Raw genomic sequence first — 23,073 nt, forward strand, 5'->3', positions numbered from 1 at the left:
AGCAGCCGCCGCCTCGCGGCTCGTAGGGGATTGATGACTGAGTATGGCCGGGGCCCAGGCTCCGAACCGTGGCATCCGGAGGACCCGTTGTACGGGGACGGCGGATGGGGCGGACAGGCCGCCGACGGCCAGTCCGCCTATGACGGTGGCCAGCCGCAGCACTATCCGCAGCAGCCGCAGCAACAGCAGCAGGCGCAGGCGCAGTACGGCGAGTGGGCCGCGGGCCAGCAGGGCGCGTACGGCCAGAACCAGCAGCAGTACGTCGACCAGGGCCAGCAGCAGTATCACGGCCAGGGCCAGCAGCAGTTCCACGACCAGAACCAGCAGCACTTCCCCGGTCAGGGGCACCCGCAGCAGTACGCGGACCAGACGCAGCACCCGTACAACGGCCAAGGGCAGCAGCAGTACGTCGACCAGGGGCAGCAGCAGTACGGCGGTCAGGGGCAGCAGCAGTACAACGACGGCGGCTGGAACACCGGGACGCACACACATGTCCCGTACGCAGCCGATCCGGCCGACCCGTACGCGGGCCAGTACAGCGGTGAGCAGCCCGACTACTACGGCACCCCTGACGCCTATCCGCCGCCGGAGCCGCCGGCTCGCCGCCGTGCCGAACCTGAGCCGCAGACCGACTGGGACCCCGGTCCCGACCAGGGCGAGCACGCCTTCTTCGCCGGTGGTGGCGACGATGACGACGACTTCGATGACGACGACCCGAAGAGCGGGCGCGGCCGCGGCGACCGCCGGGGCAAGGGCGCCGGCAAGGGCAAGAAGCGCCGCAGCGGCTGTGCTTGCCTGGTGGTCGTGCTGGTGTTCGGAGGCGGGCTCGGCGGAGTCGGGTATTTCGGGTACCAGTTTTACCAAAAACGTTTCGGCCCGGCGCCGGACTACACGGGGAGCGGCACGGGCGAGGCCGTGACGGTCGAGATTCCCTCGGGGGCCGGCGGTTACGCCATCGGCCAGGCTCTGAAGGACGCCGGCGTCATCAAGAGCGTCGACGCCTTCGTGTCCGCTCAGAAGAACAATCCCGACGGGGACAAGATCCAGGCGGGCGCCTATCTGCTGAAGCAGGAGATGTCGGCCGCGAACGCAGTCAAGTTGATGCTCGACCCCAAGAGCCAGAACAATGTGGTCGTTTATCCCGGGCAGCGAAATTCCAAGGTCTACACCCTGATCGACGCGAAACTCCAGCTTCCCGGCGGCACCACGAAGAAAGTTGCCCTGAAGGAATACAAGAGCCTCGGACTTCCGGACTGGGCGAAAACCAGCAGCGACGTCAAGGACCCGCTGGAAGGATTCCTCTACCCGGCCACCTATCCCGCTGCCAAGGGCATGAAGCCCGAGGACGTGCTGAAGAAGATGGTGGAGCAGGCCTCGCAGAAGTACGCCACGTTGGACCTCAAGGCGAAGGCCAAGGATCTCAACCTGGACAACCCGCTGCAGGTCATCACGGTCGCGAGCCTCGTGCAGGCCGAGGGGAAGACCCATGACGACTTCCGCAAGATGGCCGAAGTCATCTACAACCGGCTGAAGCCCACCAATACCGAGACCAATCAGCTGTTGCAGTTCGACTCCACCTTCAACTACTTGAAGGGCCAGAGTAAGATCCACATCAGCGAGTCCGAGATCAACACCAATAAGAGCCCGTACAACACGTACACGCGAAAGGGTCTGCCGCCCGGACCGATCGGTAACCCGGGTGATGACGCGTTGAAGGCGACACTCAACCCAACCGATGACGGCTGGATCTACTTCGTGGCGACGGACGGTGAGAGCAACACCGAATTCGCCAAGACGTATGCCGAATTCCAGAGGCTCAAGGAAAAATTCAATGACAGCTCGGGCAACTGACGCCCGCCGAGCCGCCGTACTCGGTTCCCCCATCGCCCACTCCCTCTCCCCGGTGCTGCACCGCGCCGCGTACAAGGAGCTGGGGCTCAGCGACTGGTCGTACGACCGTTTCGATGTCGACGAGGAGGGGCTGCCCGGGTTCTTCGAGGGGCTCGGGCCGGAGTGGGCGGGGTTGTCGTTGACCATGCCGCTCAAGCGGGCCGTGATTCCGCTGGTCGACGAGATCAGTGAGACGGCGGCCTCGGTCGAGGCGGTCAACACGGTGGTGTTCACGGAGGACGGGCGGCGCGTCGGCGACAACACGGACATCCCCGGGATGGTCGCCGCCCTGCGTGAGCGCGGGATCGAGGAGGTGGACTCCGCCGCCATCCTCGGAGCGGGCGCCACCGCCTCCTCCGCTCTGGCTGCTCTCGCCCGGGTGTGTACCGGCGAGGTCGTCGCGTACGTCCGGAGTGAGGCGCGCGCCGCCGAGATGCGGCAGTGGGGCGAGCGGCTCGATGTCGAGGTGCGGATCGCGGACTGGGCGGACGCGGAGCAGGCGCTGCGGGCGCCGCTGGTGATCGCCACGACCCCGGCCGGTACCACGGACGCGCTCGCCGCCGCCGTCCCCGAGCGGCCCGCGACCCTCTTCGACGTGCTGTACGAGCCGTGGCCCACGGACCTCGCGGCGCGCTGGTCCGCGTACGGCGGTGCCGTGGTGAGCGGACTCGATCTGCTGGTGCACCAGGCGGTGCTCCAGGTCGAGCAGATGACAGGCCGTTCGCCCGCGCCGCTGGACGCCATGCGGAAGGCGGGGGAGCACGCGCTCGCTGCCCGGTAGGGGTTCGGCGGCGGGTGTCTGTGAGGGGTTGGCGGTTGATGGTCCGATCATGTGTGCGCTCTTGAACGCCAGGCTTACCTCCGGTAATGATCTCCGGACGGCCCGGCGACGGCGGCGGGCGCGTGAACGGAGCCCCCATGACTGGACACGGCAGGCGCAGGTTTCTCACCTACCTGGTGGCCGCGCCCACCTTGGCCGTGGCGACCAAGATCGGTCTGGACGCCTATGAACCCGGCATCGCCGAGGCGGCCATCCCCACCCCGCCCGCGCCCGCTGATCTGATCGACCTCGGCGATCTGCTGATCCTGGCAGGCAAGCCCACCGCGGGCATGCTGGTCCTGAGCGTCGACGACGACGGCATCGTCCGCTTCCGGCTGCCGAGGGAAGAGGTCGGGCAGGGTCTGACCACCGCGGTGGCCATGCTGGTGGCCGAGGAGTTGGACACGCCGCTCGACCAGGTACGCATTCAACTGGACGACGCCCGGCCCGAGTTGCTCTTCAACCAGCTGACCGGCAGCTCCAACTCCATCCGCTCGCTGTACGACCCCGTACGGCACACCGCGGCGGCCGCCCGCGCGCGCATGGTCGGCGCGGCGGCGAAGCAATGGGGCGTGAGCGCAGGAGACTTGACGGTCCGTCAAGGGATAGTGAGCGCACCCGACGGCCGCACCGCCTCCTACGGGGCACTCTCGGCGGCCGCCGCCTCCTTCGACCTCGGCTCGCTGACCGTCACGCCGAAGAAGGAGTCCGAGCACACCCTCGTCGGCACCCCCACCTCCCGTATCGACGCCAGGGCTCTCGTCACCGGCAAGCAGGTCTACACGCTCGACCTCGACATCCCCGGCGCCAAGCCCTGCATGGTCCGCCGTCCGCCGACCGTCAACGGCACCGTGAAGGCGGTGAACAACGAGGCTGTCGTACGCGCCATGCCCGGGGTCCTCGACGTGGTCACCATCGACACCGGCGTCGCCGTGATCGCCGAGACCTTCGGTCAGGCCCTCGATGCCAAGAACGCCCTGGACGTCGTCTGGGGCGGGGGCACGGTCGACAGCCTCTCCGACGACGACATCCGCGCGAAGCTGAAGGCGGCGACGCCGTCCCTCGATCTGCTCGGGCTTCTGGTCAAGAAAGTGGACGCCGAGTTCGACTTCGCGTTCGCCAGTCACGCGCCGATGGAGACCAACTCCGCCGTGGCCGACGTACGGGCGGACGGGGCCGAGATCTGGTCGGGCATGAAGTCGCCGATCGTCGCCCAGGCCGCCATCGCGCAGGCCGTCGGACTGCCGGTGAGCAAGGTCAAGGTGCATGTGGTGCAGTCGGGCGGCTCCTTCGGGCGCCGGCTGTTCTACGACGCCGCGCTGGAGGCGGCCGTCGTGTCCAAGAAGAGCGGCCGCCCGGTGCGGCTGATGTGGTCGCGCATCGACGACATGCGGCACGGCCGGATGCGGCCCGCGACGCACCACAGGATCCGCGCCACCTACGCCGCCGGTCAGGTCCTCACCTTCGTCCACCAGGTGGCCGCCGTGGAGACCGACTTCCGGCACGGTCTCGGGGACGCGATCACCGCCGCCGCGGCCTCGCTGCCCACTGGCCTCGGCAACGCCACCTTCGCGCAGACCCTGTTCCTGACCACGGTGAAGTCCCCGTACAACTTCGGCGTCACCACCCAGGCGCTCACCGAGGTGCCGTTGAAGATGCACACCGGGTCGTGGCGCTCGGTGTACTCCGCCAACACACGGGGTGCCGAGGAGATCGTCGTCGACGAGCTGGCGGCGAAGCTCGGCCAGGATCCGGTCGCCTTCCGGCGCTCCTTCCTCAAGACCGACCGGCAGCGCGCCGTCCTCGACAAGGTCGCCGAGGAAGGCGACTGGGGCCGGACACTGCCCGCCGGCTGGGCCCAGGGCGTCGGCTTCCACGAGGAGTACAAGTCCTGCACCGCCTGCCTGGTGGAGATCGACGCCACCGATCCCAGGAAGCCCCGGGTCACGAAGGCGGTGATCGCGGCGGACGTCGGGCGGCCGGTCAATCCGCGCGGCCTTGAGGCGCAGCTGCTCGGCGGACTCACGGACGCGATCTCCACCACGCTGCGGGCCGGGCTCCACATCGACAAGGGGCTTCCACTGGAAGGCAGCTACTCGCAGTTCCACTACGCGCGACAGAAGGACTCCCCGAAGGACGTGCGGATCTTCGTCCTGCCGACGGACCACGATCCCGGCGGCGCGGGTGAGCTGGGCGTTCCCGCCGCCGTGGGCGCCATCGCCAACGCCTACGCGCGGGCCACCAGCACCAAGCCGCGCAGCTTCCCGGTGAACTTCGACGTCGACTTCACCCCCTTCCCGCGCTGAGACCTCGCGTACCAGGAGCCCGTACATGCCCTCCCACACCTTCACCGTCAACGGGAAGACCGTCACCGTCGACGCCCCCGACGACCTGCCCCTGCTCTGGGCGCTGCGCGATCTGCTCGGCGTCCGCGGACCCAAGTACGGCTGTGGCATCGACGTCTGCAAGGCCTGCACGAGCCACCTCGACGGTGAGGCCGTGCGGCCCTGCGTGGTTCCGGTCGCCGAGGCCGCGGGCCGGGAGGTCACCACCATCGAGGGGCTCGCGGACGGGGACAAGCTGCACCCGGTCCAGGAAGCCTGGCTGGAGCAGGACGTGGCCCAGTGCGGTTACTGCCAGCCCGGCCAGATCATGGCGGCCGTCGCCCTGCTGAAGCGCACGAAGAACCCCACGGACGCCGACATCGACGAGATCGCGAACGTCTGCCGCTGTGGCACGTACTTCCGCATCCGTGAGGCGATCAAGAGCGCGGCGGCCCGGATGGCGTGATGACGGGGAGGTACGCGGGCCGCGACCCGGAGGGGGCGTACGAGGGCCGCGGTACCTGACGAGGTCCGTCCGCCTGATGGACCTGCGGCCGAATCCCGGGCCGAGACGTGGGAGGATCGGAGGTGGCGGGCCAGGGCCGCGCACCCGGTCGCGCCGTCGCCGTACGCGAGGACGCGCGTACGCAGCAGCAGTACCAGGGCGCGAGCATGAGGAGCACCGTTGAGCAGGTTGCGCTGGCTGACCGCGGGGGAGTCCCACGGTCCCGCACTTGTCGCGACGCTGGAGGGTCTTCCCGCCGGCGTGCCGATCACCACGGAGATGGTGGCGGACCACCTTGCCCGGCGGCGCCTGGGCTATGGACGCGGTGCCCGGATGAAGTTCGAGCGCGACGAGGTCACCTTCCTGGGCGGCGTACGCCACGGTCTCACCATGGGCTCCCCGGTCGCCGTCATGGTCGGCAACACCGAGTGGCCCAAGTGGGAGCAGGTCATGGCGGCCGATCCGGTCGACCCGGCGATCCTCGCCGACCTGGCCCGCAACGCCCCGCTGACCCGGCCCCGGCCCGGTCACGCCGACCTCGCGGGCATGCAGAAGTACGGCTTCGACGAGGCCCGCCCGATCCTGGAGCGCGCCTCCGCCCGTGAGACCGCCGCCCGTGTGGCGCTCGGCGCGGTGGCCCGTTCGTACCTGAAGGAGACGGCCGGGATCGAGATCGTCTCGCACGTCGTCGAACTCGCCGCCGCCAAGGCGCCGTACGGCGTCTACCCCAAGCCCTCGGACGTCGAGAAGCTCGACGCCGATCCGGTGCGCTGCCTCGACGCCGACGCGTCGAAGGCGATGGTCGCGGAGATCGACCAGGCCCACAAGGACGGCGATACGCTCGGCGGCGTGGTCGAGGTGCTGGCGTACGGCGTGCCGGTGGGCCTCGGCTCGCACGTGCACTGGGACCGGCGTCTCGACGCCCGGCTCGCGGCCGCGCTCATGGGCATCCAGGCCATCAAGGGCGTCGAGGTCGGCGACGGCTTCGAGCTGGCGCGCGTGCCCGGCTCCAAGGCGCACGACGAGATCGTCCACACCGAGGACGGCATCCGGCGCACCTCCGGGCGCTCCGGCGGCACCGAGGGCGGTCTGACCACCGGTGAGCTGCTGCGCGTCCGTGCCGCGATGAAGCCGATCGCGACCGTGCCGCGCGCGCTCGCCACCATCGACGTCGCCACCGGCGAGGCCGCCAAGGCCCACCACCAGCGCTCCGACGTCTGCGCGGTCCCGGCCGCCGGCATCGTCGCCGAGGCCATGGTCGCCCTCGTCCTGGCGGACGCGGTCGCCGAGAAGTTCGGCGGCGACAGCGTCCCGGAGACCCGCCGCAACGTGCGGTCCTACCTCGACAACCTGGTCGTGCGGTGACCGCTCCGCGTCTCGTCCTCATCGGCCCGATGGGTGTCGGCAAGTCCACGGTGGGCGCGCTGGTCGCCGAGCGGCTCGGCTGCGCCTACCGGGACACGGACGACGACATCGTGGCCGAGCAGGGCCGTGCCATCGCCGACATCTTCGTCGACGAGGGCGAGCCCGTCTTCCGCGCCATCGAGAAGCAGGCCGTGCACAAGGCGCTCGCCGAACACGACGGTGTCCTGGCGCTCGGCGGCGGCGCGATCCTCGACGAGGACACCCGCGCACTGCTCGCCGGACACCGGGTCGTCTATCTCTCGATGGACGTCGAGGAGGCGGTCCAGCGCACAGGCCTGAACGCGGCCCGGCCGCTGCTCGCCGTCAACCCGCGCCGGCAGTGGCGCGAGCTGATGGACGCGCGCCGTCACCTCTACACCGAAGTAGCCCGCGCGGTCGTGGCCACCGACGGCCGTACCCCCGAAGAGGTCGCCCAGGCGGTCCTCGACGCACTGGAGTTGAAGGAAGCATGAGCGAGGCAGTGACCCGTATCCAGGTCGGCGGCACCGCGGGCACCGACCCCTACGAGGTCCTCGTCGGCCGTCAACTCCTCGGTGAGCTCGGCGCGTTGGTCGGCGACAAGGCCAAGCGCGTCGCGGTCATCCACCCCGAGGCGCTCGCCGAGACCGGTGACGCGCTCCGTGCCGATCTGGCCGGGCAGGGCTTCGAGGCCGTCGCCATCCAGGTGCCGAACGCGGAGGAGGCCAAGACCGCCGAGGTCGCCGCCTACTGCTGGAAGGCGCTCGGTCAGTCCGGTTTCACCCGCACCGACGTCATCGTCGGCGTGGGCGGCGGCTCCACCACCGACCTGGCCGGCTTCGTGGCGGCGACCTGGCTGCGCGGGGTGCGCTGGATCGCCGTCCCCACCACGGTGCTTGCCATGGTGGACGCGGCGGTCGGCGGCAAGACCGGCATCAACACCGCCGAGGGCAAGAACCTGGTGGGCTCCTTCCACCCGCCCGCGGGCGTGCTCTGTGACCTGGCCGCGCTCGACTCGCTGCCGGTCAACGACTTCGTCTCCGGGCTCGCGGAGATCATCAAGGCCGGTTTCATCGCCGACCCGGTGATCCTGGAGCTCATCGAGTCCGACCCCGAGGCGGCCCGTACGCCCACGGGCCCGCACACCGCCGAGCTCATCGAGCGCTCCATCAAGGTCAAGGCGGAGGTCGTCTCCGGCGACCTCAAGGAGTCCGGGCTGCGCGAGATCCTCAACTACGGGCACACCCTCGCGCACGCCATCGAGAAGAACGAGCGCTACAAGTGGCGGCACGGCGCGGCCGTCGCCGTCGGTATGCACTTCGCCGCCGAACTCGGCCGTCTGGCGGGCCGGCTGGACGACGAGACCGCCGACCGCCACCGCACGATCCTGGAGTCCGTCGGCCTCCCGCTGAGCTACCGCTACGACCAGTGGCCCAAGCTCCTGGAGAACATGAAGGTCGACAAGAAGTCCCGCGGCGACCTGCTGCGCTTCATCGTCCTCGACGGCCTCGCCAAGCCGACGGTCCTGGAGGGCCCGGACCCGGCCGTCCTGCTCGCCGCGTACGGCGAGGTCGGGGAGTAGCAAGCGGCGGGGCCCACGGCGGACGTAACGTCCAACGGGCCCGCACTTGGCCCGTTTTGCCCCTCGACTATGGGCACTTCGCACGTTCCCCGGCCGTTCACACAACGGCGGCCGGGGAAGGTACCGTTCGGTAGCGGACGGGATCGACACCCCGTTCGCCAGCGCCAATTGCCTGTACGAGACGGAGTGGCACCGGATGCAGCACGCAGTGGGGGCCCCGCTGCCGCCGCCCCACCAGCCGGGGCAGGGACCGGCCGCCGGCTGGTCGCCGGCCGGACAGCACCCGGGGCACCCGGGTCACCCGGGTCCCGCACCCGCTCCGGGTTTCACCGGGGCGCCCATGCCGCCCGGGGTTCCTCCCGTGCAGGCCCCGCAGCATCACGTGCCCCCCCACCACGCTCCGGCCCAGCCCGCACACCACGCGCCCGTGCCGCCCACGCCGGACACCACCGGGCATGTGCAGCTGCCCCCGGGCGGCCCCGTCGCCATACCGAGCGCGCCGCCCGCCGCGGGCACGCCCGACCTCACGGCCACCACGCTCGCGGTGCTGCTCATCGGCCCCGCGGGCGCCGGAAAGACCAGCGTCGCCAAGTACTGGGCGGACCACCGCCGGGTCCCCACCGCCCACATCAGCCTCGACGACGTACGCGAATGGGTGCGCTCGGGCTTCGCGGACCCGCAGTCGGGGTGGAACGATCATTCTGAGGCGCAGTATCGTCTCGCCCGCCGCACCTGCGGCTTCGCGGCGCGGAACTTCCTGGCCAACGGCATCTCCTGCATCCTCGACGACGCCGTCTTCCCGGACCGTCCGGTCGTCGGCCTCGGCGGCTGGAAGCGGCATGTAGGGCCGGGCCTGCTGCCCGTCGTCCTGCTCCCAGGGCTGGAGATAGTCCTGGAGCGCAACGCCGAGCGCTCCGGCAACCGCCGCCTCACCGACGAGGAAGTCGCCCGCATCCACGGCCGGATGGCCGGCTGGTACGGATCGGGGCTCCCCATCATCGACAACTCGCAGCTCGACGTACCGGCCACGGCGCGCGTCCTGGACGACGTCCTCGCCCGGTCGATCGCCAGCCCGCCGCAGTGGTGAACCTCCAGAAACCTCCTGCACGGACACCACTGTGCACACGTCCGGCCCCGCACAACCGGCGACATCCGGCCACCGCTCGTACGCTCGGTTCATGTCAGAGGTGTACGCGGCGCGCAGAGAGCGGATCCGGGAACGCTGTACGGCGGGCGGCAGTGCGACGGCACTCGTCACCCGCCCGGCCAATGTGAGGTATCTCGCCGGCGCGGCCCCGCGAGGTGCCGTGCTCCTGCTCGGCAAGGGTGAGGATCTGCTGCTCTGCGGCGGTCCGCCGAGCGGCGAGGCCGATGAAGGACGTCCCGACGAGGCACTGCGGGTGCAGGTGCTGCCGCGCGCGGGCGGCGACCCCGCCGTGGCCGCCGCCGATGTCGCCTCCGGTCAGGGCGCCGAGTCCCTCGCGGTCGAGGAACACCATCTGACGGTGACCCGGCACCGGGCCATCGGCTCGGTGGCGCCCCGGCTGCGCCTCGGTGACCTGGGCGGCGCGGTGGAACAGCTGCGGATCATCAAGGACGAGGAGGAGATCTCCTGCCTGCGGATCGGTGCCGAGATCGCCGACCAGGCGCTGGGCGAGCTCCTCGAATCCATCCTGGTCGGCCGTACGGAACGCCATCTCGCCCTGGAGCTGGAGCGCCGTCTGGTCGACCACGGCGCCGACGGCCCGGCCTTCGCGACCTCGGTCGGCACCGGGCCGAACTCGGGGCGGCGCGGCCACCGGCCCACCGACCGGCGCGTCGAGGAGGGCGACTTCCTCTCCGTCTGTCTCGGCGCGACCTATCGCGGCTACCGCTGCGAGATCGGCCGTACGTTCGTGATCGGCACCTCGCCCGCCGACTGGCAGATCGAGCTGTACGACCTCGTCTTCGCCGCCCAGCGCGCCGGACGGGAGGCGCTGGCACCCGGGGCCTCCTACCGTGACGTGGACCGCGCGGCCCGCCAGGTACTGGACTCCGCGGGGTATGCGGAAGGCCTTCCACCGCTGACCGGGCACGGTGTGGGGCTCGAAATCGACGAGGACCCGCAGCTGGCCCCCGCGGCCATGGGTAAACTGGACGCTTGCGTGCCGGTCACCGTCGAACCGGGGGTCCACCTCCCGGGCCGGGGCGGTGTCCGGATCGATGACACGCTCGTCGTACGCCCCGAGGCGGACGGCGGACCCGAGCTACTCACCATCACGACCAAGGAACTGCTCGCGCTCTAGCCTTCGAGCTACGCGCGTGCCCCGGGGTCGTCCACGTCAGTCCAGGAGATTCCGCAACCGTGGCTTCCACGAACGACCTCAAGAACGGCCTGGTGCTCAAGCTCGACGGAGGCCAGCTCTGGTCCGTCGTCGAGTTCCAGCACGTCAAGCCCGGCAAGGGCCCGGCCTTCGTGCGCACCAAGCTGAAGAACGTGCTCTCCGGCAAGGTCGTCGACAAGACGTTCAACGCCGGCGTCAAGGTCGAGACGGCCACGATCGACAAGCGCGACATGCAGTTCTCGTACATGGACGGCGAGTACTTCGTCTTCATGGACATGGACACGTACGACCAGCTGATGGTCGACCGCAAGTCCGTCGGCGATGCCGCCAACTTCCTGATCGAGGGCTTCACGGCCACCGTCGCCCAGCACGAGGGCGAGGTGCTCTTCGTAGAGCTGCCCGCCGCCGTCGAGCTGGTCATCCAGGAGACCGAGCCGGGCGTCCAGGGCGACCGCTCCACCGGTGGCACCAAGCCCGCCATCCTGGAGACCGGCCACCAGATCCAGGTCCCGCTCTTCATCACCACCGGTGAGAAGATCAAGGTCGACACCCGCACCAGCGACTACCTCGGCCGGGTGAACAGCTAACCGTGGCTGCCCGCAACACGGCCCGCAAGCGCGCCTTCCAGATCCTCTTCGAGGGCGACCAGCGCGGCGTGGACGTCCAGACGGTCCTCGCGGACTGGATCCGGCACTCCCGGTCCGACACCCGGCAGCCGCCGGTGAGCGAGTACACGATGCAGCTGGTCGAGGGGTACGCCACCAAGGTGCGCCGGATCGACGACCTCATCTCGCAGTACGCCGTCGGCTGGACGCTGGACAGGATGCCGGTCGTCGACCGCAACATCCTGCGCCTCGGTGCCTACGAGCTGATCTGGGTCGACGAGACCCCGGACGCCGTGGTGCTCGACGAGGCGGTGCAGCTGGCCAAGGAGTTCTCCACGGACGAGTCGCCCTCGTTCGTGAACGGCCTGCTGGGCCGGCTGAAGGACCTGAAGCCGTCGCTCCGCCGCGACGAGGACTGAGCGGTGCTCGGCACCGCTTGGACGTACGAGGCGTACACGGCCGTACGAGACGTACGCCGAGGTACGTGAAGGTACGAAAAACGCCGGAGGGCCCGCAGCGCGTCTGCTGCGGGCCCTCCGGCGTTCCCGTGCACATGAGGCTCTTGAGGCCCGCAGAAAGCCGCCGGGGTGGCCGGAACGCGATGTTCCGGCCACCCCGGCGGCACGTTTCTGCTCAGCTGTGCGAAGGGGTCAGCCCTCGTCGTGGGAGACCGCGCGGCGCGCGTCCGCGTCCAGGACGCCCCAGCTGATCAGCTGCTCGGTCAGGACCGAGGGCGACTGGTCGTAGATGACGGCGAGCGTGCGCAGGTCGTCCTGGCGGATCGACAGCACCTTGCCGTTGTAGTCACCGCGCTGCGACTGGATCGTCGCCGCGTAGCGCTGCAGGGGGCCCGCCTTCTCGGCCGGCACGTGGGCAAGGCGCTCAAGGTCGAGAACCAGCTTCGGCGGCGGCTCGGCGGCTCCGCCCGGCGTGGTGCCCGGCAGCAGCTCCTGGACCGGAACCCCGTAGAAGTCCGCCAGCTCCGCGAGGCGCTGCACGGTGACGGCGCGGTCGCCGCGCTCGTACGAACCGACCACGACCGCCTTCCAGCGTCCCTGGGACTTCTCCTCGACGCCGTGGAGGGAAAGGCCCTGCTGGGTGCGGATGGCGCGGAGCTTGGCCCCGAGCTGTTTGGCGTATTCGCTGGACATATAGCTCCCCGGACGCTGTATCAACGTGCGGCTCCGCCGCGCGGCTGGTGACTCTTGTGACTCACAGTGAGGTTACGCAGCGTTACTCTTCCCCGTCAAGCCGAATGGTCCGGACCGACTCTTCCGTGGGAGTCACCCGCGGTGGCTCGAATGGGTGGTGATCAGGGGCGTTGCCGGGCTGGTAGCGTGGATGGCGCAATTCCGACGTCCTTTAATGATCCGTCCCGTGAGGCGGAGAAGGAGGTCCGTTTCTTATGGACACAGAGCACGACAAGCAGCAGTACGAGGCCGACGCACGGCCCGTGCTGGAAGCCCCCGACATCGCGCGTGTGCTGACCCGCATCGCCCACGAGATCGTCGAACGCGCCAAGGGCGCCGACGACGTGGTGCTCCTCGGCATTCCGACCCGAGGCGTCTTCCTGGCCCGCAGGCTGGCCGACAAGCTCGAAGAGATCACCGATCGCAAGATCCCGGTCGGATCCCTCGACATCACCATGTACCGCGACGACCTGCGCATGCACCCGCCGCGTGCGCTGGCCCGCACCGAGATCCCCGGCGACGGCATCGACGGCCGTCTCGTCGTCCTCGTCGACGACGTGCTCTTCTCCGGCCGCACGATTCGCGCGGCGCTCGACGCGCTGAACGACATCGGCCGCCCGCGCGCCGTGCAGCTCGCGGTCCTCGTCGACCGCGGCCACCGCGAACTGCCCATCCGTGCCGACTACGTCGGCAAGAACCTCCCCACGTCGTTGCGGGAGACGGTCAAGGTCCAGCTCGCCGAGGAGGACGGTCGCGACACCGTGCTGCTCGGTGCGAAGCGGACCTCCGCGGACGCACCGCAGTAGTCCTCCGGCGTACGCCGCTGTCGTACGCCCTTGAGCGCTCTGCCTGCCCGAATCCTCCCGAACTGAACTGCCTTACGGAGCCTGACAGATGCAGCGTCATCTCATCTCGGCCGCCGACCTCACCCGCGACGACGCCGTCCTGATCCTCGACACCGCCGAGGAGATGGCACGGGTCGCCGACCGGCCGATCAAGAAGCTGCCGACCCTGCGCGGCCGCACCGTCGTCAACCTCTTCTTCGAGGACTCGACCCGCACCCGGATCTCCTTCGAGGCCGCCGAGAAGCGCCTCTCCGCGGACGTCATCAATTTCACCGCCAAGGGGTCGAGCGTCTCCAAGGGCGAGTCCCTCAAGGACACCGCCCAGACCCTCGAAGCCATGGGCGTCGACGCCGTCGTCATCCGGCACGGCGCCTCCGGAGCCCCGTACCGGCTCGCCACCTCCGGCTGGATCGACGCCGCCGTCATCAACGCGGGCGACGGCACCCACCAGCACCCCACGCAGGCCCTGCTCGACGCCTTCACCATGCGCCGACGCCTCGTCGGCCGGGACGCCGGGATAGGACAGGACCTGGCCGGCAAGCGCATCACGATCGTCGGCGACGTCCTGCACAGCCGGGTCGCCCGCTCCAACGTCGACCTGCTGCACACCCTCGGCGCCGAGGTCACCCTCGTCGCCCCGCCCACCCTGGTGCCGGTCGGCGTCGAGACCTGGCCCTGCGAGATCTCGTACGACCTCGACAGCACCCTCTCCAAGTCCGACGCGGTGATGATGCTGCGTGTCCAGCGCGAGCGGATGAACGCGGCGTTCTTCCCGACCGAGCGCGAGTATTCGCGGCGCTACGGCCTCGACGGCGAGCGCATGGCCAAGATGCCCGAGCACGCCATCGTGATGCACCCCGGCCCGATGGTCCGCGGCATGGAGATCACCGCCGAGGTCGCCGACTCCGAGCGCTGCACCGTCGTCGAGCAGGTCGCCAACGGAGTCTCGATCCGGATGGCCGTGCTGTACCTGCTCCTTGGCGGCAACGAGCCCGCCGTCACCCACACCCGTACCGAGGAGAAGTAAGACCATGAGCAAGATCCTGATCCGCGGTGCGAAGGTGCTCGGCGGCGAGCCGCAGGACGTGCTGATCGACGGTGCTGTCATCGAGGCGGTCGGTACCGGCCTCTCGGCCGAGGGCGCCGAGGTCGTCGAGGCCGACGGCAAGGTGCTGCTCCCCGGTCTCGTCGACCTGCACACCCATCTGCGCGAGCCGGGCCGCGAGGACTCCGAGACCGTGCTGACCGGTACCCGGGCGGCGGCGAGCGGCGGCTACACCGCCGTGTTCGCCATGGCCAACACCTTCCCGGTCGCCGACACCGCCGGTGTGGTCGAGCAGGTCTACCGGCTCGGCCAGGAGCACGGCTACTGCGATGTGCAGCCCATCGGCGCCGTCACGGTCGGCCTGGAGGGCAAGAAGCTCGCCGAGCTGGGCGCGATGCACGAGTCAGCGGCCGGGGTGACCGTCTTCTCCGACGACGGCAAGTGCGTGGACGACGCCGTGATCATGCGCCGGGCGCTCGAATACGTGAAGGCCTTCGGCGGTGTGGTCGCGCAGCACGCGCAGGAGCCCCGCCTCACCGAGGGCGCCCAGATGAACGAGGGCGTCGTCTCCGCCGAGCTGGGGCTCGGCGGCTGGCCGGCGGTGGCCGAGGAATCGATCATCGCCCGGGACGTCCTGCTCGCCGAGCACGTCGGCTCCCGCGTCCACATCTGCCACCTGTCGACCGCCGGCAGCGTCGAGATCGTGCGCTGGGCCAAGTCCCGCGGCATCGACGTCACCGCCGAGGTCACCCCGCACCACCTGCTCCTCACCGACGAGCTGGCCCGCACGTACAACCCGGTCTACAAGGTCAACCCGCCGCTGCGCACCGAGCGTGACGTCATGGCCCTGCGCGGGGCCCTCGCCGACGGCACGATCGACATCGTCGCCACCGACCACGCCCCGCACCCGCACGAGGACAAGGACTGCGAGTGGGCCGCCGCCGCCATGGGCATGGTGGGGCTCGAGACCGCACTGTCCGTCGTGCAGCAGACGATGGTCGAGACCGGACTGCTCGACTGGGCCGGTGTCGCCGACCGCATGTCCGTCAAGCCCGCGCAGATCGGCCAGGCGCAGGGCCACGGCCGTCCCGTCTCGGCAGGTGAGCCCGCCAACCTCACGCTGGTCGACACGGAATACCGTGGGGCCGTGGACCCCGCGGGCTTCGCCTCGCGCAGCCGCAACACTCCCTACGAGGGCCGTGAGCTGCCGGGCCGGGTCACGCACACCTGGCTGCGGGGCAAGGCCACCCTCGTCGACGGGAAGCTCGCGTGACACCTCTCATCCCGATGGCCGCCGAACAGAAGTCGGCGGAAGTGACCGACTGGGCCGCCCGGGCCGGCTGGCTCGTCGGCCTGGCCCTCTTCGTCGCCCTCGTCTACTGGCTGATGCGCGAGGGCTGGAAGTGGCGCGGCACCCTCCAGGGTGACCTGCCCGAGCTCCCCACCGCGCCGGAAGATCCGGGCCCGGCGAGACTGAGCATGAGCGGCCGCTACCACGGTTCCACCACCGCCGGGCAGTGGCTCGACCGTATCGTGGCGCACGGCCTGGGCACCCGCAGCCGGGTCGAGCTCACGCTGACGGACGCGGGACTGGACGTCGTACGCCCCGGGGCCACCGACTTCTTCATCCCGGCCGAGGCGCTGCGCGAGGCCCTGCTCGGCAAGGGAATCGCCGGCAAGGTCCTCAGCGAGGGCGGACTGCTCATCGTCACATGGGCGCACGGTGACAAGCTGATCGACTCCGGGTTCCGCTCGGACCGCGCGGCCGAGCACAACAGGTGGGTCGAGACCCTGACCAACATGATCAACAAGACGGAAACGGAAGGCGCACGATGACGACCTCCATCCAGGGAGTCGCCTCGCAGAGGCACAAGGCAGCTCCCGCCGTACTCGTCCTGGAGGACGGCCGGATGTTCCGTGGCCGCGCCTACGGGGCCGTGGGGGAGACCTTCGGCGAAGCGGTGTTCTCCACCGGCATGACCGGCTACCAGGAGACCCTCACCGACCCGTCGTACCACCGCCAGGTCGTCGTGATGACCGCCCCGCACATCGGCAACACCGGCGTCAACGACGAGGACCCCGAGTCGCAGCGGATCTGGGTCGCGGGCTACGTCGTACGCGACCCCGCGCGCGTGCCCTCCAACTGGCGCTCCCGGCGCTCGCTGGACGAGGAGCTCCGCAAGCAGGGCGTCGTCGGCATCAGCGGCATCGACACGCGTGCGCTCACCCGCCACCTGCGCGAGCGCGGCGCCATGCGGGTCGGCATCTTCTCCGGCAACGCGCTGCCCGACGAGGGCACGATGCTCGCCGAGGTCCGTCAGGCGCCCGAGATGGCGGGCGCGAACCTCGCCGCCGAGGTCGCCACCAAGGAGACGTACGTCGTCCCGGCCATCGGGGAGAAGAAGTTCACCGTCGCCGCCGTCGACCTGGGCATCAAGGGCATGACCCCGCACCGTATGGCCGAGCGCGGCATCGAGGTGCACGTGCTGCCCGCGACGGCCACGGCCGAGGACGTGTACGCCGTGAACCCCGACGGTGTCTTCTTCTCCAACGGCCCCGGTGACCCGGCGACCGCCGACGGCCCGGTGGCCGTCATGCAGGAAGTGCTCGCCCGCAAGACGCCGCTCTTCGGCATCTGCTTCGGCAACCAGATCCTGGGCCGCGCGCTCGGCTTCGGCACCTACAAGCTGAAGTACGGCCACCGCGGCATCAACCAGCCCGTGCAGGACCGCACGACCGGCAAGGTCGAGGTCACCGCGCACAACCACGGCTTCGCCGTCGACGCCCCGCTCGACAAGGTCTCCGAGACCCCCTACGGCCGCGCCGAGGTCTCCCACGTCTGCCTGAACGACCAGGTCGTCGAGGGGCTTCACCTCCTCGACCAGCCGGCCTTCAGCGTCCAGTACCACCCCGAAGCGGCAGCGGGCCCGCACGACGCCGCCTACCTGTTCGACCGCTTCGTATCCCTGATGGAGGGCCAGCGTGCCTAAGCGCACCGATATCCAGTCCGTCCTGGTCATCGGCTCCGGCCCGATCGTCATCGGCCAGGCCGCCGAGTTCGACTACTCCGGCACCCAGGCGTGCCGCATCCTGCGCGCCGAGGGGCTCAGGGTCATCCTGGTCAACTCCAACCCGGCGACGATCATGACCGACCCGGAGATCGCCGACGCCACGTACGTCGAGCCGATCACTCCCGAGTTCGTCGAGAAGATCATCGCCAAGGAGCGGCCGGACGCCCTGCTGCCCACCCTCGGCGGTCAGACGGCGCTCAACACCGCCATCTCGCTGCACGAGTCCGGGACCCTCGAGAAGTACGGCGTCGAGCTCATCGGCGCCAACGTCGAGGCGATCAACAAGGGCGAGGACCGCGACCTCTTCAAGGGCGTCGTGGAAGCGGTGAACGCGAAGATCGGGTACGGCGAGTCCGCCCGGTCCGTGATCTGCCACTCCATGGACGACGTGCTCGGGGGCGTCGAGACGCTCGGCGGCTACCCCGTCGTCGTCCGCCCCTCCTTCACCATGGGCGGCGCCGGCTCCGGCTTCGCGCACGACGAGGAGGAGCTGCGCCGCATCGCCGGTCAGGGCCTGACGCTCTCCCCGACCACCGAGGTGCTCCTGGAGGAGTCCATCCTCGGCTGGAAGGAGTACGAGCTGGAGCTGATGCGCGACAAGCACGACAACGTCGTGGTCGTCTGCTCCATCGAGAACTTCGACCCCATGGGCGTGCACACCGGTGACTCGATCACCGTTGCCCCGTCGATGACGCTCACCGACCGCGAGTACCAGATCCTGCGCGACATCGGCATCGCGGTCATCCGCGAGGTCGGCGTCGACACCGGCGGCTGCAACATCCAGTTCGCGGTGAACCCCGAGGACGGCCGGGTCATCGTCATCGAGATGAACCCGCGCGTGTCCCGCTCCTCGGCCCTCGCCTCCAAGGCGACCGGCTTCCCGATCGCCAAGATCGCCGCGAAGCTCGCCGTCGGCTACACGCTCGACGAGATCCCGAACGACATCACCGAGAAGACCCCGGCGTCCTTCGAGCCGACGCTCGACTACGTCGTGGTCAAGGCCCCGCGCTTCGCCTTCGAGAAGTTCCCGAGCGCCGACTCCACCCTCACCACGACCATGAAGTCGGTCGGCGAGGCCATGGCGATCGGCCGCAACTTCACCGAGGCGCTGCAGAAGGCGCTGCGCTCGCTGGAGAAGAAGGGCAGCCAGTTCACCTTCGTCGGCGAGCCGGGCGACAAGAGTGAGCTGCTGGCGGAGGCCGTGCGGCCGACCGACGGGCGCATCAACACCGTCATGCAGGCCATCCGCGCGGGCGCCACGCCCGAGGAGGTCTTCGAGTCGACGAAGATCGACCCGTGGTTCGTCGACCAGCTGTTCCTGATCAAGGAGATCGCGGACGAGCTGGCCGCGGCCGACAAGCTGGAACCGGAGCTGCTCGCCGAGGCCAAGCGGCACGGCTTCTCCGACGCGCAGATCGCCGAGATCCGCGGGCTCCGCGAGGACGTCGTGCGCGAGGTGCGGCACGCGCTGGGCGTGCGCCCGGTGTACAAGACGGTCGACACCTGCGCCGCCGAGTTCGCGGCCAATACGCCGTACTTCTACTCCTCCTACGACGAGGAGACGGAGGTCGCCTCCCGCGAGAAGCCGGCCGTCATCATCCTCGGCTCCGGCCCGAACCGCATCGGCCAGGGCATCGAGTTCGACTACTCCTGCGTCCACGCCTCCTTCGCGCTCAGCGACGCCGGCTACGAGACCGTGATGGTCAACTGCAACCCCGAGACCGTCTCCACGGACTACGACACCTCCGACCGCCTGTACTTCGAGCCGCTGACGCTCGAAGACGTGCTGGAGATCGTCCACGCGGAGACGCTGGCCGGTCCGGTCGCGGGTGTGATCGTGCAGCTCGGCGGCCAGACGCCGCTGGGCCTGGCGCAGGCGCTCAAGGACAACGGCGTGCCGATCGTCGGTACGCCCCCCGAGGCGATCCACGCCGCCGAGGACCGCGGTGCCTTCGGGCAGGTCCTCGCGGAGGCCGGACTCCCGGCCCCCAAGCACGGCACGGCCACCACGTTCGCCGGGGCCAAGGCCATCGCCGACGAGATCGGCTACCCCGTCCTCGTACGGCCGTCGTACGTGCTCGGCGGGCGCGGCATGGAGATCGTGTACGACGAGACGCGGCTGTCGTCCTACATCGCCGAGTCGACCGAGATCAGCCCCTCCCGGCCCGTCCTGGTCGACCGGTTCCTCGACGACGCGATCGAGATCGACGTCGACGCGCTGTACGACGGCGAGGAGCTCTACCTCGGCGGCGTCATGGAGCACATCGAGGAGGCCGGTATCCACTCCGGCGACTCGGCGTGCGCGCTGCCCCCGATCACGCTCGGCGGGTTCGACATCAAGCGCCTGCGGGCCTCCACCGAGGCCATCGCGAAGGGTGTCGGGGTCCGCGGACTGATCAACATCCAGTTCGCCATGGCGGGCGACATCCTGTACGTCCTCGAAGCCAACCCGCGTGCCTCGCGCACCGTCCCCTTCACCTCGAAGGCGACCGCGGTGCCGCTGGCGAAGGCCGCCGCCCGGATCTCGCTGGGCGCGACCGTCGCCGAACTGCGCGCCGAGGGGCTGCTGCCCGCCAACGGCGACGGCGGCACGCTCCCGCTGGACGCGCCGATCTCCGTCAAGGAAGCCGTCATGCCGTGGTCGCGGTTCCGCGACATCCACGGGCGCGGCGTCGACACGGTGCTCGGCCCGGAGATGCGCTCCACCGGTGAAGTCATGGGCATCGACTCGGTGTTCGGCACGGCGTACGCCAAGTCCCAGGCGGGCGCGTACGGTCCGCTGCCGACCAAGGGCCGTGCCTTCATCTCGGTCGCCAACCGCGACAAGCGCTCGATGATCTTCCCGGCGCGTGAACTCGTCGCCCACGGCTTCGAGTTGCTCGCCACGTCCGGTACGGCCGAGGTGCTCAAGCGCAACGGCCTCAACGCCACGGTCGTGCGCAAGCAGAGCGAGGGCGAGGGCCCGAACGGCGAGAAGACCATCGTCCAGCTCATCCACGACGGCCAGGTCGACCTCATCGTCAACACGCCGTACGGCACCGGTGGCCGCCTCGACGGCTACGAGATCCGTACGGCCGCCGTGGCCCGGTCCGTGCCGTGCCTGACGACGGTCCAGGCGCTCGCCGCCGCCGTCCAGGGCATCGACGCGCTCAACCACGGTGACGTGGGCGTGCGTTCACTCCAGGAACACGCCGAGCATCTGACCGCGGCCCGCGACTAGCAGCCCTGAGGGGGACACCGGAAACGGTGTCCCCCTCTTCATGAGGCCCCTTCACCGGGCTCTCCAGACCCCTTCACCGGGCTCTTTCGAGGACATGACCATGTACAAGCTCTTCTTCAACCTCGTCTTCAAGCGGATGGACCCGGAGCAGGCCCACCATCTGGCCTTCCGCTGGATCCGGCTCGCCGTCCGCATCCCCGTGCTGCGCACCTTCATCGCCGCCGCGCTCGCGCCCCGCTTCAAGGAACTGCGGACCGAGGCGTTCGGGCTGCGGATGCACGGCCCGTTCGGGCTCGCGGCCGGCTTCGACAAGAACGCGGTCGCCGTCGACGGGATGTCGATGCTCGGCTTCGACCACATCGAGATCGGCACCGTGACGGGGGAGCCGCAGCCCGGCAACCCCAAGAAGCGGCTGTTCCGCCTTGTGCCGGACCGGGCGCTGATCAACCGCATGGGGTTCAACAACGAGGGTTCCGCGGCCGTCAGCGAGCGCCTGGGGGCTCGTACGCCCGTCTTCAGGACCGTCGTGGGCGTCAACATCGGCAAGACCAAGGTCGTCCCCGAGGAGGAGGCCGTCGGCGACTACGTGAAGTCGACCGAGCGGCTCGCCCGGCACGCCGACTATCTCGTGGTCAATGTGAGCTCGCCGAACACGCCGGGCCTGCGCAATCTCCAGGCCACGGAGGCGCTGCGGCCCCTCCTGAGCGCCGTCCGCGAGGCCGCCGACCGTGCGGTCACCGACCGGCGTGTGCCGCTCCTCGTCAAGATCGCGCCCGACCTCGCCGACGAGGACGTCGACGCGGTCGCCGACCTGGCCGTCGAGCTCGGCCTGGACGGGATCATCGCCACGAACACCACCATCGCGCGCGAGGGACTCGGTTTGAAGTCCGGGCCCTCTCTGGTCAAGGAGACCGGGGGACTCTCCGGCGCCCCGCTGAAGGCACGCTCCCTGGAGGTGCTGCGCCGCCTCTACGCGCGCGTGGGCGACCGCATCACCCTGGTGGGCGTCGGCGGCATCGAGAACGCCGAGGACGCCTGGCAGCGCATCCTGGCCGGCGCCACGCTGGTGCAGGGCTACAGCGCCTTCATCTACGAGGGCCCCTTCTGGGGCCGCGCCATCCACAAGGGGCTCGCCGCGCGCCTCCGTACGAGCCCGTACGCCACCCTCGCCGACGCGGTCGGCGCCGACGTGAGGAAGTCCGCATGAGCCTGGAACCCTTTGGCGCACGTCTTCGCCGTGCCATGGACGAGCGCGGCCCGCTGTGCGTGGGCATCGACCCGCACGCCTCCCTGCTCGGCGACTGGGGTCTGAACGACGACATCGCGGGCCTGGAGCGCTTCAGCCGCACGGTCGTCGAGGCGCTGGCCGACCGGGTCGCCGTCCTCAAGCCGCAGAGCGCGTTCTTCGAGCGCTTCGGGTCGCGCGGGATCGCCGTCCTGGAGAAGTCGGTCGAGGAGGCGCGGGCGGCCGGGGCGCTGGTCGTGATGGACGCCAAGCGTGGCGACATCGGCTCGACCATGGCCGCGTACGCGGAGACCTTCCTGCGCAAGGACGCGCCGCTCTTCTCGGACGCGCTGACCGTGTCGCCGTATCTGGGCTACGGCTCGCTGAAGCCCGCGGTGGAGCTGGCGCGCGAGAGCGGGGCCGGGCTCTTCGTGCTCGCGCTCACCTCCAACCCGGAGGGCGGCGAGGTGCAGCACGCGGTCCGCGGGGACGGCCGGAACGTCGGAGCGACGATGCTCGCGCACCTGGCCGCCGAGAACACGGGGGAGACGCCCCTGGGATCCTTCGGCGCGGTCGTCGGCGCCACGCTGGGCGACCTCTCCTCCTACGACCTGGACATCAACGGACCTCTCCTTGCACCCGGAATCGGCGCCCAGGGGGCCACGGCCGCCGATCTGGCGGGTGTCTTCGGGGCGGCGGTGCGCAATGTCGTCCCGAACGTCAGCCGGGGTGTTCTGCGTCACGGTCCCGACGTGGTCGCGCTGCGTGAGTCCGCGGAGCGCTTCGCGGAGGAGATCCGGGCGGCTGTGACGGCCGCCTGAGTCCTCCGACAGCCGCTCGGCAGTCCTCCGATGAGTGTCTTCGGAGTGCCTCGAGTCTGAATACATCCTCAAATCCGGGGCAGTATGTCGGAAATGTCGGGCTCCAGGGAGGCTGACCAGGACTTTTCCGCTGTTCTCGCTGACTCTGGCGGACTTGCCCGCTAGTCTCCGACGCAGGGTGAACGGGCAAGCGTGTTGCTCGTGGCTCCCCAGGTGTGGGGCG

Annotated in this window: 20 protein-coding genes; 19 read left to right on the top strand and 1 reads right to left on the bottom strand. The window is 69.9% G+C overall.

What is annotated here, in order from left to right; all coding sequences use genetic code 11:
- Nucleotides 1-33 precede the first annotated feature (33 nt).
- From mltG to nusB, 11 genes are all read left to right on the top strand, one after another.
- Nucleotides 34-1,851 carry an endolytic transglycosylase MltG gene (gene mltG, locus OIC96_RS39770; protein WP_330303179.1) on the top strand — a complete coding sequence of 606 codons (1,818 nt, stop codon included), beginning with the start codon at nt 34-36 and terminating at the stop codon, nt 1,849-1,851.
- Nucleotides 1,832-2,671 (top strand): shikimate dehydrogenase, encoded by an 840-nt coding sequence (locus tag OIC96_RS39775; RefSeq protein WP_330303178.1) that lies wholly within the window; start codon nt 1,832-1,834, stop codon nt 2,669-2,671. The genes mltG and OIC96_RS39775 overlap by 20 nt, the downstream gene beginning before the upstream one ends.
- Before the next feature lie 137 nt (nt 2,672-2,808).
- Nucleotides 2,809-5,016, top strand: a complete 2,208-nt coding sequence (locus tag OIC96_RS39780; protein WP_330303177.1) for a xanthine dehydrogenase family protein molybdopterin-binding subunit — start codon at nt 2,809-2,811, stop codon at nt 5,014-5,016.
- A gap of 25 nt (nt 5,017-5,041) precedes the next feature.
- Nucleotides 5,042-5,500: a (2Fe-2S)-binding protein gene (locus OIC96_RS39785; RefSeq protein WP_330303176.1), complete on the top strand. Its 459-nt coding sequence runs from the start codon at nt 5,042-5,044 to the stop codon at nt 5,498-5,500.
- A 219-nt stretch (nt 5,501-5,719) separates the two neighbouring features.
- Nucleotides 5,720-6,904 (top strand): chorismate synthase, encoded by a 1,185-nt coding sequence (gene aroC, locus OIC96_RS39790; protein ID WP_330303175.1) that lies wholly within the window; start codon nt 5,720-5,722, stop codon nt 6,902-6,904.
- 29 nt (nt 6,905-6,933) lie between these two features.
- Entirely contained in the window at nt 6,934-7,416 is a 483-nt protein-coding gene (locus tag OIC96_RS39795; protein ID WP_330310021.1) for a shikimate kinase, read from the top strand.
- Entirely contained in the window at nt 7,413-8,504 is a 1,092-nt protein-coding gene (gene aroB, locus OIC96_RS39800; protein WP_330303174.1) for a 3-dehydroquinate synthase, read from the top strand. The genes OIC96_RS39795 and aroB overlap by 4 nt, the downstream gene beginning before the upstream one ends.
- Nucleotides 8,505-8,700: 196 nt before the next feature.
- Entirely contained in the window at nt 8,701-9,591 is an 891-nt protein-coding gene (locus OIC96_RS39805) for a Pro-rich N-terminal domain-containing protein (RefSeq protein WP_330303173.1), read from the top strand.
- A gap of 91 nt (nt 9,592-9,682) precedes the next feature.
- Nucleotides 9,683-10,789, top strand: coding sequence for an aminopeptidase P family protein (locus tag OIC96_RS39810; RefSeq protein WP_330303172.1), 1,107 nt, complete (start codon nt 9,683-9,685; stop codon nt 10,787-10,789).
- 59 nt (nt 10,790-10,848) lie between these two features.
- Nucleotides 10,849-11,415 (top strand): elongation factor P, encoded by a 567-nt coding sequence (gene efp, locus OIC96_RS39815; RefSeq protein WP_330303171.1) that lies wholly within the window; start codon nt 10,849-10,851, stop codon nt 11,413-11,415.
- Between the two features lie 2 nt (nt 11,416-11,417).
- Nucleotides 11,418-11,852 carry a transcription antitermination factor NusB gene (gene nusB / locus OIC96_RS39820; protein WP_330303170.1) on the top strand — a complete coding sequence of 145 codons (435 nt, stop codon included), beginning with the start codon at nt 11,418-11,420 and terminating at the stop codon, nt 11,850-11,852.
- Nucleotides 11,853-12,083: 231 nt separating this feature from the next.
- On the opposite strand, the gene bldD is transcribed toward nusB, so the two are convergent.
- Nucleotides 12,084-12,584, bottom strand: a complete 501-nt coding sequence (gene bldD, locus OIC96_RS39825) for a transcriptional regulator BldD (protein ID WP_067366005.1) — start codon at nt 12,582-12,584, stop codon at nt 12,084-12,086.
- Nucleotides 12,585-12,838: 254 nt separating this feature from the next.
- On the opposite strand from bldD, the gene pyrR reads away from it, so the two are divergent.
- The 8 genes from pyrR to pyrF all read left to right on the top strand — a co-directional run bounded on the left by pyrR (nt 12,839) and on the right by pyrF (nt 22,850).
- On the top strand, nt 12,839-13,429 hold the full coding sequence (gene pyrR, locus OIC96_RS39830) for a bifunctional pyr operon transcriptional regulator/uracil phosphoribosyltransferase PyrR (protein ID WP_330303169.1): 591 nt from the start codon (nt 12,839-12,841) through the stop codon (nt 13,427-13,429).
- A gap of 88 nt (nt 13,430-13,517) precedes the next feature.
- The gene (locus tag OIC96_RS39835; protein ID WP_327427241.1) at nt 13,518-14,495 is read left to right on the top strand and encodes an aspartate carbamoyltransferase catalytic subunit; all 978 of its coding nucleotides are present in this window, start codon (nt 13,518-13,520) and stop codon (nt 14,493-14,495) included.
- A 4-nt stretch (nt 14,496-14,499) separates the two neighbouring features.
- Nucleotides 14,500-15,786: a dihydroorotase gene (locus OIC96_RS39840; RefSeq protein WP_330303168.1), complete on the top strand. Its 1,287-nt coding sequence runs from the start codon at nt 14,500-14,502 to the stop codon at nt 15,784-15,786.
- 14 nt (nt 15,787-15,800) lie between these two features.
- The gene (locus OIC96_RS39845) at nt 15,801-16,349 is read left to right on the top strand and encodes a PH-like domain-containing protein (protein ID WP_406502244.1); all 549 of its coding nucleotides are present in this window, start codon (nt 15,801-15,803) and stop codon (nt 16,347-16,349) included.
- Complete coding sequence (gene carA, locus OIC96_RS39850; protein ID WP_330303166.1) at nt 16,346-17,503, top strand: glutamine-hydrolyzing carbamoyl-phosphate synthase small subunit; 1,158 nt, start codon at nt 16,346-16,348, stop codon at nt 17,501-17,503. Before OIC96_RS39845 ends, carA begins: the two co-directional genes overlap by 4 nt.
- The gene (carB, locus tag OIC96_RS39855; RefSeq protein WP_330303165.1) at nt 17,496-20,804 is read left to right on the top strand and encodes a carbamoyl-phosphate synthase large subunit; all 3,309 of its coding nucleotides are present in this window, start codon (nt 17,496-17,498) and stop codon (nt 20,802-20,804) included. Before carA ends, carB begins: the two co-directional genes overlap by 8 nt.
- 100 nt (nt 20,805-20,904) lie before the next feature.
- Entirely contained in the window at nt 20,905-22,011 is a 1,107-nt protein-coding gene (locus tag OIC96_RS39860) for a quinone-dependent dihydroorotate dehydrogenase (RefSeq protein ID WP_330310020.1), read from the top strand.
- Nucleotides 22,008-22,850 carry an orotidine-5'-phosphate decarboxylase gene (pyrF, locus tag OIC96_RS39865; protein ID WP_330303164.1) on the top strand — a complete coding sequence of 281 codons (843 nt, stop codon included), beginning with the start codon at nt 22,008-22,010 and terminating at the stop codon, nt 22,848-22,850. Before OIC96_RS39860 ends, pyrF begins: the two co-directional genes overlap by 4 nt.
- Nucleotides 22,851-23,073: the final 223 nt, after the last annotated feature.

The sequence above is a fragment of the Streptomyces sp. NBC_00775 genome (assembly GCF_036347135.1).
Taxonomy (GTDB): Bacteria; Actinomycetota; Actinomycetes; order Streptomycetales; family Streptomycetaceae; genus Streptomyces; species Streptomyces lutosisoli.

What these genes read in the sequence shown, in the direction of transcription:
- aroB (WP_330303174.1), top strand. Translation starts at nt 7,413, where the DNA reads ATGAGCGAGGCAGTGACCCGTATCCAGGTCGGCGGCACCGCGGGCACC.
- pyrR (WP_330303169.1), top strand. Translation starts at nt 12,839, where the DNA reads ATGGACACAGAGCACGACAAGCAGCAGTACGAGGCCGACGCACGGCCC.
- OIC96_RS39860 (WP_330310020.1), top strand. Translation starts at nt 20,905, where the DNA reads ATGTACAAGCTCTTCTTCAACCTCGTCTTCAAGCGGATGGACCCGGAG.
- OIC96_RS39775 (WP_330303178.1), top strand. Translation starts at nt 1,832, where the DNA reads ATGACAGCTCGGGCAACTGACGCCCGCCGAGCCGCCGTACTCGGTTCC.
- OIC96_RS39835 (WP_327427241.1), top strand. Translation starts at nt 13,518, where the DNA reads ATGCAGCGTCATCTCATCTCGGCCGCCGACCTCACCCGCGACGACGCC.
- mltG (WP_330303179.1), top strand. Translation starts at nt 34, where the DNA reads ATGACTGAGTATGGCCGGGGCCCAGGCTCCGAACCGTGGCATCCGGAG.
- OIC96_RS39810 (WP_330303172.1), top strand. Translation starts at nt 9,683, where the DNA reads ATGTCAGAGGTGTACGCGGCGCGCAGAGAGCGGATCCGGGAACGCTGT.
- pyrF (WP_330303164.1), top strand. Translation starts at nt 22,008, where the DNA reads ATGAGCCTGGAACCCTTTGGCGCACGTCTTCGCCGTGCCATGGACGAG.
- OIC96_RS39785 (WP_330303176.1), top strand. Translation starts at nt 5,042, where the DNA reads ATGCCCTCCCACACCTTCACCGTCAACGGGAAGACCGTCACCGTCGAC.
- OIC96_RS39780 (WP_330303177.1), top strand. Translation starts at nt 2,809, where the DNA reads ATGACTGGACACGGCAGGCGCAGGTTTCTCACCTACCTGGTGGCCGCG.
- OIC96_RS39805 (WP_330303173.1), top strand. Translation starts at nt 8,701, where the DNA reads ATGCAGCACGCAGTGGGGGCCCCGCTGCCGCCGCCCCACCAGCCGGGG.
- carA (WP_330303166.1), top strand. Translation starts at nt 16,346, where the DNA reads ATGACGACCTCCATCCAGGGAGTCGCCTCGCAGAGGCACAAGGCAGCT.
- OIC96_RS39795 (WP_330310021.1), top strand. Translation starts at nt 6,934, where the DNA reads ATGGGTGTCGGCAAGTCCACGGTGGGCGCGCTGGTCGCCGAGCGGCTC.
- OIC96_RS39840 (WP_330303168.1), top strand. Translation starts at nt 14,500, where the DNA reads ATGAGCAAGATCCTGATCCGCGGTGCGAAGGTGCTCGGCGGCGAGCCG.
- OIC96_RS39845 (WP_406502244.1), top strand. Translation starts at nt 15,801, where the DNA reads ATGGCCGCCGAACAGAAGTCGGCGGAAGTGACCGACTGGGCCGCCCGG.
- bldD (WP_067366005.1), bottom strand. Translation starts at nt 12,584, where the DNA reads ATGTCCAGCGAATACGCCAAACAGCTCGGGGCCAAGCTCCGCGCCATC.